Here is a 9,005-nt window from a genome sequence, read left to right on the forward strand (position 1 = left end):
TCCTGAAGCAGTACAATGGTACTGTATCTATGATATAATTTCAATGCAAACGGTTTTAGTTTAGAAAAATTTTAGGAATTATGAGGATTATGAGGAAAATTTTAGGCGGCGTCCGCCGGGCGGACGAGCAGTTCACAATGATCCGGCCGGGCGACAAGGTCGCCGTTGGCCTTTCGGGCGGCAAGGATTCTATGCTGCTCTTATATGCGCTCAAGCTGTACCAGAAATACGCAAAAAAAGATTACGAGCTGTGCGCCATCACGATCGACCTAGGGTTTGGCAATTATGCGACGGATGTTATGCAGCGCTATGCGGACGAGCTCGATATCCCGCTCACGATCGTCAAAACCAATATTTCTGAGATCGTATTTGATATCCGCAAGGAGAAAAACCCTTGCTCCCTGTGCGCTAAAATGCGTAAGGGCGCATTTTATGAAAACGCGCAAAACCTGCATTGCAACAAAGCGGCGTTTGCCCACCACGGGGACGACGTGATACAGACTTTACTGATGAGCCTGATGTACGAGGGGCGTATGAACACCTTTTCGCCCAAGTCCTATATGTCGCGGCGGGGCATCACGCTTTTGCGGCCATTTGTATTTTTGCGGGAAAGCGACATTATTTCCGCCGTACGGCGGCACGATATCCCCATCGCCAAAAACCCATGCCCCATCGATTTTTCCACCAAGCGGGAACAGGCAAAGGATATTGTAAACTATTTGAATTCGCTCTATCCGGGGACAGCCGACAATATGCTGAACGCCATCAAAAGCACACACACCTACAACCTGTGGGACAAAGATTTTTCAGAGCATTAAATTTCAGTGCATACAAAAAACCCGCAAACCATGTAAGGCTGCGGGTCTCTCTTTTTGATGAAATACTTTTTAACGCTTGGAGAACTGAGGAGCGCGACGTGCGGCTTTCAGGCCGTACTTCTTTCTTTCCTTCATTCTTGGGTCACGCGTTAAGAAGCCTGCCGATTTGAGCGCACCGCGCAATTCCGGCTCCGCTTTGATCAGCGCGCGCGCGATACCATGACGGATCGCACCTGCCTGGCCGGTATAGCCGCCGCCCTTTACGTTTACGAACACATCATAGTTGCCCATGGTCTCCGTAACCACAAAAGGAGAACGAACCAGCATCTTCAGGGTCTCATAACCGAAAAATTCTTCGATATCCCTCTTATTGACAGTAATCTCGCCTTTGCCTGCCATGATGCGGACTCTGGCGATCGATTTTTTTCTTCTACCTGTTCCTAAGAACTGTTCTTTCTTTGCCATCTGATACTCCCTCCCTTACAGCTCGATTACTTCGGGCATCTGCGCTGCATGTTCATGCTCCGCACCCTTGTAAACGCGTAATTTCTTGAGCATCTTCCTGCCCAGCCTGTTTTTAGGAAGCATCCTTCTTACCGCTTCGTACAAGGCAAATTCCGGCTTCTTTTCCATCAGCACCTTGTAAGGCGTCTCTTTGAGGCCGCCCGGATATCCCGAATGCGTACGGTATAATTTCTGTTCCAGCTTCTTTCCTGTAAATACTACTTGCTCCGCGTTGATCACGATCACAAAATCGCCTGTATCAACATGCGGAGTATATTCCGGTTTGTTTTTGCCGTGGAGAATGCTCGCGATTTTGCTTGCGAGTCTGCCGAATACCTGTCCTTTGGCATCGACAACATACCACTTCTGCTGCACTTCACCGGGTTTCGCCATATATGTTTTCATTAGGCTTTCCTCCCATGGTATATCCATATTTTTCATTTGTGCGCAACATTTCCCGCAAATGGGATGTCCCAAATCCCACAGCAAAATCCGTCGCTTGTGCGCACGCACAGGGCTAATTGTGCATATAGGCGCATTAGATATTTTACTGAAAACACGCGCGGTTGTCAAGCATTTTGATTAAAACCATAATACAGCTTGACAAAAAATTAAAAAGGTAATATGATACCTAATATAGGTAATATATTATCTATTTGCGAAAGGATCAGATAAATGAAGAACATTGATGCACGATACCGTATTTTTGGCAGCCTGTTTTTGCTCTCTAACCGCTTAGAGACCGTGGGTAACTGGTTCCTTGACGGCCTGACCACCAAGCAGTGGTTTTTTATGGCGGTGCTGGATACCTTTTTTGAGCAGCCGCCTACCATAAGCGAGCTTGCCGCACAAATGGGCAGTTCCCACCAGAACGTCAAACAGCTCGCGCTGCGGCTAAAGGAAAAAGGCTTTGTTGATGTACAAAAGGACCAGGAGGATAAACGCGCCCTGCGTGTCATCCCTACCGCAAAAGCGTCTGACTATGCACAGTCGCATCACCAGAAAGACGAGATGTTTATCGCAAAACTTTTTGACGGATTTTCTGTTGGGGAGGCCGATTCCCTGCTTACAGGGCTTGACCGTCTGTATGCGTCGCTCAGCCGAATAGAAAAGGAGCACAACAAAGATGTCTGACACAATCATTATATATCAGTCGAAATATGGCAGCACCAAAAAATACGCGGAGTGGCTCGCCACGAAGCTAAATGCCGACCTGTATCCAAAATCCAAGACGACGGCAGAAATGCTGCAGAAGTACGACACCATTGTTTATGGTGGCGGACTTTATGCGGGCGGCGTCAACGGGATATCCTTCCTGCAAAAAAACCTTGCACGCTTGCACAGCAAAAACATTGTCATATTTGCGACGGGCGCATCCTTCCCTATTGCAGGAATAGAAGATGAGATCAAGGGCCGCAATCCGGCGCTTGCAGATATCCCTGTCTTTTTCCTGCGCGGCGGCATGGACTACCACCACATGAAGCTTGCCGACAAGATCATGATGAGCCTGTTCCGTAAGATGCTCAATAAAAAAGCCCCCGCCGACCGCGAGGACTGGGAAAACTTTTTGCTGGAACATTTTGAAGAACAATTCGACTTCACCGATCCCGCAAACCTGCAGCCATTGCTCGATCATTTGCAGACGATCTGATCTACAATGCAGTATAAAACACTTCCACCAAAAACAGCCCCTGCGCCTGCGCTGTCGCGCCAGCAAGCGTCCTGTCTTTTTTGTCGATCGCCTCTTTTACCTCCGCCGGCTCCATCTTTCCTTTGCCGACCGCGATCAGCGTGCCCGCGATGATGCGCACCCTATTATATAAAAAACCGCTGCCGACCACATCGACGATGATATAGTCCCCGTCGCGCCCGAGCCGCACCTCATCCACTGTACGTACCGTTCCCTTGATATCTGTTCCCGCCGCGCAGAATGCCGAAAAATCGTGCGTCCCTTCGATATGCTTCGCTGCTTCCTCCATGCGCCCCATGTCGAGCGGTACGGGCACAAACATGCTGTACAGCCTGTTGACCGCGCCCTTTGCACGCGCGTTATGGATCACATAGCGATAATGCTTTCCCTTGGCGCAAAACCGTGCATGAAAATCGTCCGCCACTTCATAAGAACGTATGATACGGATGTCTTGCGGCAGCAGATCATTGAGCACATAAAAGAATTTGTCCGCCGGGATATCTGTCTGCGCTTCAAAATGCGCGACCTGTCCTAAGGCATGTACGCCCGCGTCCGTACGTCCAGAGCCGTGTATCGCCGTCCGTCTTCCCAGCGCTTTTTGCAGCGCTTCTTCTATCTTTTGCTGGATGCTGACGCCGTTTTTCTGCACCTGCCAACCACAGTAATTCGTACCGTCGTATTCGATCACAAGAGCTACGCGCAAATAACTTTCCTCCGCTTTTGCAAGATATTTTCTTTGTTCATCATACAACAATCCACATCCTTCGTGCAAGGATTGTAAATCTTCAGAATTTCCACCCTGTGCACATAGCCCGATTTATGATACAATTTAATCTGATATTAAATAATAAGGATGCGTATGAATGGATAAAAGAGAAAAAAAGGGCAATCGCCTTTTTGCATGGATTTTCAGGTTAGTAAAGGGTATTGTGATCGGCACGGGGTTCATCATTCCGGGCGTCAGCGGCGGTGTGTTTGCCGCCATCTTCGGCGTCTATGAACCGATGATACGGTTTTTTGCCAATTTGCGCAAAAACTTTATGCAAAATCTGCGGTTTTTCCTGCCCATCGGGATCGGCGTACTGATCAGTATGGTGCTCGTCTCTAAGGTGCTGGGCGAATTCTTTCAGGTTGCGGAAGTCCCCCTTGTATGGTTTTTCATCGGCTGTGTGGCCGGAACGTTTCCTGCTCTTTACAAGCAGGCCGGACGACAAGGACGCAAGCCGGTACACTTTGTTGTTCTGGCGGTAACAGCTGCCGCAATGATTTTCTTTTTGCTCTTTATGCAAAAAGCCTTGGGTTCTGCGTCCCTGCCCACAAACAATGTCTTTGTCTGGTTGATGGCAGGCGCGCTCATGGGTCTGGGGGCGATCGTTCCCGGCCTCAGCCCGTCCAACTTCCTGCTGTATATGGGTATCTATGGCGTCATGATGACCAGGATCGGCAGTATGGATCTGAGTGTTCTCATCCCTGTCGTGGCAGGCGCGGTATTGTGCTTCCTGCTTCTTTCCAAAGCATTTAGTAAGCTGTTTGATAAAGCGTACAGCGGCATGTACCACTTTATATTGGGTGTGATCATTGCTTCTACCATTATGATTGTTCCATGGAGCGGCAAAGCGTTGGAAAACGGTGGAACCGTAGCTTATTCTCCTGCGCTGGTGTTGATTTGTATCGGCGCTACCGTTGGCGGTATTGCTCTTGGGTATGTGATGGGTCGACTGGAAAAGAAATACAAGCCGGACGAAACACTGACCCCTGACGAGTCTTTGAACTGATTTCCCTTTTTAACACAAAAGCAAAAGACCGCCTGCATGAAAGCCGGCGGTCTTTTGTTTTTTATATGATGTGATAAGACGTTTACAGCCAGATCATAAAAGGAATACACAGTCCGAACATCAGAATAACGGCGATCCAGTCTGTCTTTTCAAAGTGCAGTACCTTCATACGCGTCCTGCCCTCGCCGCCATGGTAGCAACGGCTTTCCATAGCCATTGCAAGTTCGTCCGCACGCTTGAACGCTCCCACAAACAAGGGAACGAGAAGCGGGATCATATTTTTTGCTTTTTTGATCAGGTTTCCGCTGTCAAATTCCGCGCCACGTGCTGTCTGCGCCTTCATGATACGGTCGGTTTCATCGATCAGCGTAGGAATGAAGCGCATCGCAATGCTCATCATCATCGCCATCTCATGCACAGGAAATTTGATCTTTTTAAGTGGCCGCAGCAGGCTTTCCAGAGCATCTGTCAGCTGCATGGGCGACGTTGTGAGCGTCAGCAGGCTGGTTGCAAAGATCAGAAGAATCAGACGGATGGCAATAAAGATCGCCTTTTCAATGCCGTCCGTGGATATCTTGATGATGCCCCATTGCCAGATGATATGCGAAGGATCCTGCGGTGCAAAAAACAGGATATTCAATGCAAATGTAAAAATAATGATGAACAAAAGCGGCCTGATACTGCGCAATATGGTGCGCAGGCCAACTTTTGAAAGCATAGTGATGACGATAAATAAAACGCCAAGCGCTAAAAATCCCCACCAGTCCCGTACCACAAATACGGCGACCAGGAACAAAAGCGCGATTATGATTTTCATGCGCGGGTCCAGTCTATGGACAATCGTATTGCCCGGGAAGTACTGGCCCAATGTAATATTTTTGATCATTACCTGTCCTCTTTACGATGTGCTACGATAAAGTCAACCAGTTCGCTTCTCGTGATGATGTCGTCCGGGATATCCCACCCGCACTGCTTAAGAAGGTACGCTGCCTGCCGCGCTTCACTTGCGTCAAGGCCTACAGCCCGCAGCTTTCCGATGTCCGCAAACACTTGCCCCGGCGTACCGTCCATATAGATTTCCCCATGATCCATCGCGATGATGCGCGTCGCATAATCTGCCAGCCCGTCCATATTGTGCGAGATCATGATGATCGTCGTCCCTTGCACATTCAGCCTGCGCACAAGCTGCATGAACTGCTCCCTGCCGATGGGGTCGAGTCCTGCGATGGGCTCGTCCAAGATCAGGATACGCGGCTTTGTCGCCAGCACGCCCGCGATCGCCACCTTGCGTTTCTGACCGCCTGACAGGTCAAAGGGCGAAATATCGCGTATCTTTTCCGGATCAAAATCCATCAGTGCAAGCGCGTCGTCCACGCTCTTTCTGACGTCCTCCTCACCCATCCCCGCTTTTGCAGGGCCAAACGCAACGTCCTTGCCAACCGTTTCTTCAAAGAGCTGGTATTCAGGATACTGAAACACCACCCCGAGCGTCCGGCGTAATTTCTTACGGTCGTAGCCGCTTGCGTTGATATCCTCGCCATCCACTTCCACAGTACCGCTCGATGGCGTCAGAAGGCCTGCCATCTGCTGGATCAGCGTCGATTTTCCGCAGCCCGTGTGTCCGATGATGCCCACAAATTCGCCGTCTTCTACACGCATGCTGATATCTTTTAATGCACGCACCTCAAAAGGGGAACCCGGCATATAAGAATAATTCAGGTTTTTCAGTTCTACCGGCATAATCCGTCCACCAATTCTTCAAGTGTCACCGGGCAATCCCCGATGTCTATTCCTTTTTCCTTCAGTTCATGATACACCTGTGTTGCAAGCGGCGGCAAAAGGCCTGCGGCGTCCAGCTTTTCCTTGTGCGAAAACACCTCGCGCGGCGTCCCCTCGTCCGTTATTTTCCCGTCCGTCATCACAAACACCCTGTCCGCCTCCGACGCTTCCTCCATGTAATGTGTGATCAGGACAACTGTCTTCCCCTGCTCTTTGTTCAAAAAGCGGATGGTGTCCATCACCTCTCCCCGCCCCTGCGGGTCGAGCATGGCTGTCGGCTCGTCAAACACGATCACGTCCGGGTGCATCGCCAGCACGCCCGCAATGGCGATGCGCTGCTTTTGACCGCCCGAGAGCATATGCGGTGCACGCTTTTCAAACCCGCGCATATTGACAGCGCCAAGCGCCTCATATACGCGCTCTACGATCTCTTTTTGCGGCACGCCTAAGTTTTCCGGCCCGAAAGCGACGTCCTCCTCCACGATCGTAGAAACGATCTGGTTGTCAGGGTTCTGAAACACCATTCCCGCATGGGAACGGATGTCCCAGATGTTGTCTTCGCTTTCCGCATCCAGCCCTACAACAAAAAGGCTGCCTTCCTGCGCGCGCAAAAGAACGTTGATGTGCTTTGCAAAGGTGGATTTCCCGCTGCCATTGTGCCCCAGCACCGCCACAAATTCACCCTGCTTCACCGAAAGCGTAACACCGTCAAGCGCATACTTTAGCGGCTTTGTTTCCTCTCCCTCGGCTCTCTCCGGGACAGGATAGGCATATCTCAAATTTTTCGCTTCGATCATATTTTGCATAAATACATTCCCTGATAACAGAAAGAAGGAACAGCAGTTGCCTCGCCAGTTCCTCCCCTTTTCATTCTCTGTTTAAACCGTTGTGCTTCTGTTGTTATACCAATTCTAAGATAACAACTTCCGCCGCGTCGCCGCGTCTCGGTCCTTTTTTGATAATGCGCGAATATCCGCCGCCCTGGCCTTTGTCCTTTGCGCGCTGCGCATATTTGGGCGCAATCTCGCGGAACAATTTCTCGACCACCGGGCTTTTCACATCGCCTGTACGCTTCTTGTAGTCGTATTTGCTTTCCTTCGGCTGTTTCGTTTCCGGGAAATCATACAAATACTTCATCAGGATACGTCTCGTAGCGAGCTTTTCCGGAGAATCGTTTGTGACCTTCGTCATTGTGCCGTCCACAGTTTTTTCCACCTCGACCGTATTGTCGTATACGTGGATCGCCTTTGTGATCAGCTTCTCAGCGATTCTCTGCGTTTCTTTTGCACGCATCATCGTTGTTTCTATTTTACCGTTCCAGATGAGGGACGTAACGAGCCCCCTGAGCATTGCTCTTCTCTGGTCAGACGGTCTGCCTAATTTTCTCATAGCGTTCTAAAACCTCCGTTAATGTCCGAAATCAATCGTCTTTGCGCAGGCTAAGCCCCAGCGCTTCAAGCTTCTGCTCTACTTCTTCTAACGACTTTTTGCCCAGGTTACGCACCTTCATCATCTCTTCTTCGTTACGCATAATGAGTTCTTCTACAGTATTGATGCCCGCGCGCTTCAAGCAGTTGTACGAACGTACCGAAAGATCCAGCTCCTCGATCGTGATCTCCAGAATCTTCTCTTTCTTGTCCTCTTCCTTCTCCACCATGATCTCCACGTCACCCACGTGATCCGTCAGGTTGATGAACTGAGAGAGGTACTCGCTCATAATCTTTGCCGCCAGCGAAATCGCCTCGTCAGCATTTGTGCTGCCGTTTGTCCATACTTCGATGGTCAGTTTGTCAAAGTCAGTAATCTGGCCGACACGCGTATTTTCCACGGCAAAGTTGACCTTTGTCACCGGTGTGAACAGCGAATCGATCGGGATCTCTCCGATAGGCATGTTTGCTTCTTTGTTTTTGTCGGCAAGCACATACCCTCTGCCCCTAGCGATCATGATCTCCATATACAGATTCGCCGTTTTGTCGATCGTTGCAATATGCAAATCCGGGTTGATGATCTCCACCTCGGAATCCGTCTCGATGTCGGCTGCTGTTACTTCCTTGGGACCTTTTGCATTGATGATCAACTTTTTGGGCTCGTCTGTATACATCTTCGCACACAGACCCTTTAAGTTGAGCACAATGTTTGTGACGTCCTCGTGCACGCCTTCAATTGTCGAAAACTCATGCAAGACGCCGTCTATCTTTACGCTTGTTACCGCAACACCAGGCAGAGAAGAAAGCAGAATACGGCGCAGGGAATTCCCGAGCGTCGTGCCGAATCCTCTTTCAAGAGGCTCCATCACGAACTTGCCGTACTTTTTATCTTCGCTCATCTCGGTACATTCGATGTTTGGTCTTTCTATTTCAAGCATATTGTAACCTCCTTCTAAATAGGATATCCATAAAGGGAATACGCCTATTATTTAGAATACAACTCAACAATCAA

The 9,005-nt window shown here is 49.6% G+C and carries 12 protein-coding genes; 4 read left to right on the top strand and 8 right to left on the bottom strand.

Annotated elements, in window-relative coordinates:
* Positions 1 to 89: 89 nt before the first annotated feature.
* A complete protein-coding gene (locus VB081_RS03510; RefSeq protein WP_323399464.1) occupies positions 90 to 818 on the top strand; it encodes a tRNA 2-thiocytidine biosynthesis TtcA family protein in 729 nt (242 codons plus the stop codon).
* A gap of 69 nt (positions 819 to 887) precedes the next feature.
* Here VB081_RS03510 and rpsI read toward each other — a convergent pair whose 3' ends face one another.
* On the bottom strand, positions 888 to 1,283 hold the full coding sequence (gene rpsI / locus VB081_RS03515; RefSeq protein WP_323399465.1) for a 30S ribosomal protein S9: 396 nt from the start codon (positions 1,281 to 1,283) through the stop codon (positions 888 to 890).
* A gap of 15 nt (positions 1,284 to 1,298) precedes the next feature.
* Entirely contained in the window at positions 1,299 to 1,727 is a 429-nt protein-coding gene (gene rplM / locus VB081_RS03520) for a 50S ribosomal protein L13 (protein ID WP_323399466.1), read from the bottom strand.
* A 270-nt stretch (positions 1,728 to 1,997) separates the two neighbouring features.
* On the opposite strand from rplM, the gene VB081_RS03525 reads away from it, so the two are divergent.
* Positions 1,998 to 2,456 (top strand): MarR family winged helix-turn-helix transcriptional regulator, encoded by a 459-nt coding sequence (locus VB081_RS03525; protein WP_323399467.1) that lies wholly within the window; start codon positions 1,998 to 2,000, stop codon positions 2,454 to 2,456.
* Entirely contained in the window at positions 2,449 to 2,973 is a 525-nt protein-coding gene (locus tag VB081_RS03530; RefSeq protein WP_323399468.1) for a flavodoxin domain-containing protein, read from the top strand. Before VB081_RS03525 ends, VB081_RS03530 begins: the two co-directional genes overlap by 8 nt.
* A 1-nt stretch (position 2,974) precedes the next feature.
* Here VB081_RS03530 and truA read toward each other — a convergent pair whose 3' ends face one another.
* Complete coding sequence (gene truA, locus VB081_RS03535; protein WP_323399469.1) at positions 2,975 to 3,763, bottom strand: tRNA pseudouridine(38-40) synthase TruA; 789 nt, start codon at positions 3,761 to 3,763, stop codon at positions 2,975 to 2,977.
* Between the two features lie 112 nt (positions 3,764 to 3,875).
* Here truA and VB081_RS03540 point away from each other — a divergent pair, with 112 nt between their 5' ends.
* Positions 3,876 to 4,787: a DUF368 domain-containing protein gene (locus tag VB081_RS03540; protein ID WP_323399470.1), complete on the top strand. Its 912-nt coding sequence runs from the start codon at positions 3,876 to 3,878 to the stop codon at positions 4,785 to 4,787.
* 82 nt (positions 4,788 to 4,869) lie between these two features.
* Here VB081_RS03540 and VB081_RS03545 read toward each other — a convergent pair whose 3' ends face one another.
* From VB081_RS03545 to VB081_RS03565, 5 genes are all read right to left on the bottom strand, one after another.
* Positions 4,870 to 5,673 carry an energy-coupling factor transporter transmembrane component T family protein gene (locus VB081_RS03545; protein ID WP_323399471.1) on the bottom strand — a complete coding sequence of 268 codons (804 nt, stop codon included), beginning with the start codon at positions 5,671 to 5,673 and terminating at the stop codon, positions 4,870 to 4,872.
* The gene (locus VB081_RS03550; RefSeq protein ID WP_323399472.1) at positions 5,673 to 6,527 is read right to left on the bottom strand and encodes an energy-coupling factor transporter ATPase; all 855 of its coding nucleotides are present in this window, start codon (positions 6,525 to 6,527) and stop codon (positions 5,673 to 5,675) included. Before VB081_RS03550 ends, VB081_RS03545 begins: the two co-directional genes overlap by 1 nt.
* Positions 6,518 to 7,372, bottom strand: a complete 855-nt coding sequence (locus VB081_RS03555; protein ID WP_323399473.1) for an energy-coupling factor transporter ATPase — start codon at positions 7,370 to 7,372, stop codon at positions 6,518 to 6,520. Before VB081_RS03555 ends, VB081_RS03550 begins: the two co-directional genes overlap by 10 nt.
* Positions 7,373 to 7,466: 94 nt before the next feature.
* Entirely contained in the window at positions 7,467 to 7,955 is a 489-nt protein-coding gene (rplQ, locus tag VB081_RS03560; protein ID WP_323399474.1) for a 50S ribosomal protein L17, read from the bottom strand.
* A 31-nt stretch (positions 7,956 to 7,986) separates the two neighbouring features.
* A complete protein-coding gene (locus VB081_RS03565; protein WP_323399475.1) occupies positions 7,987 to 8,931 on the bottom strand; it encodes a DNA-directed RNA polymerase subunit alpha in 945 nt (314 codons plus the stop codon).
* Positions 8,932 to 9,005 lie beyond the last annotated feature (74 nt).

The organism is Christensenella sp. (assembly GCF_034927525.1).
Classification (GTDB): Bacteria; Bacillota; Clostridia; order Christensenellales; family Christensenellaceae; genus Christensenella.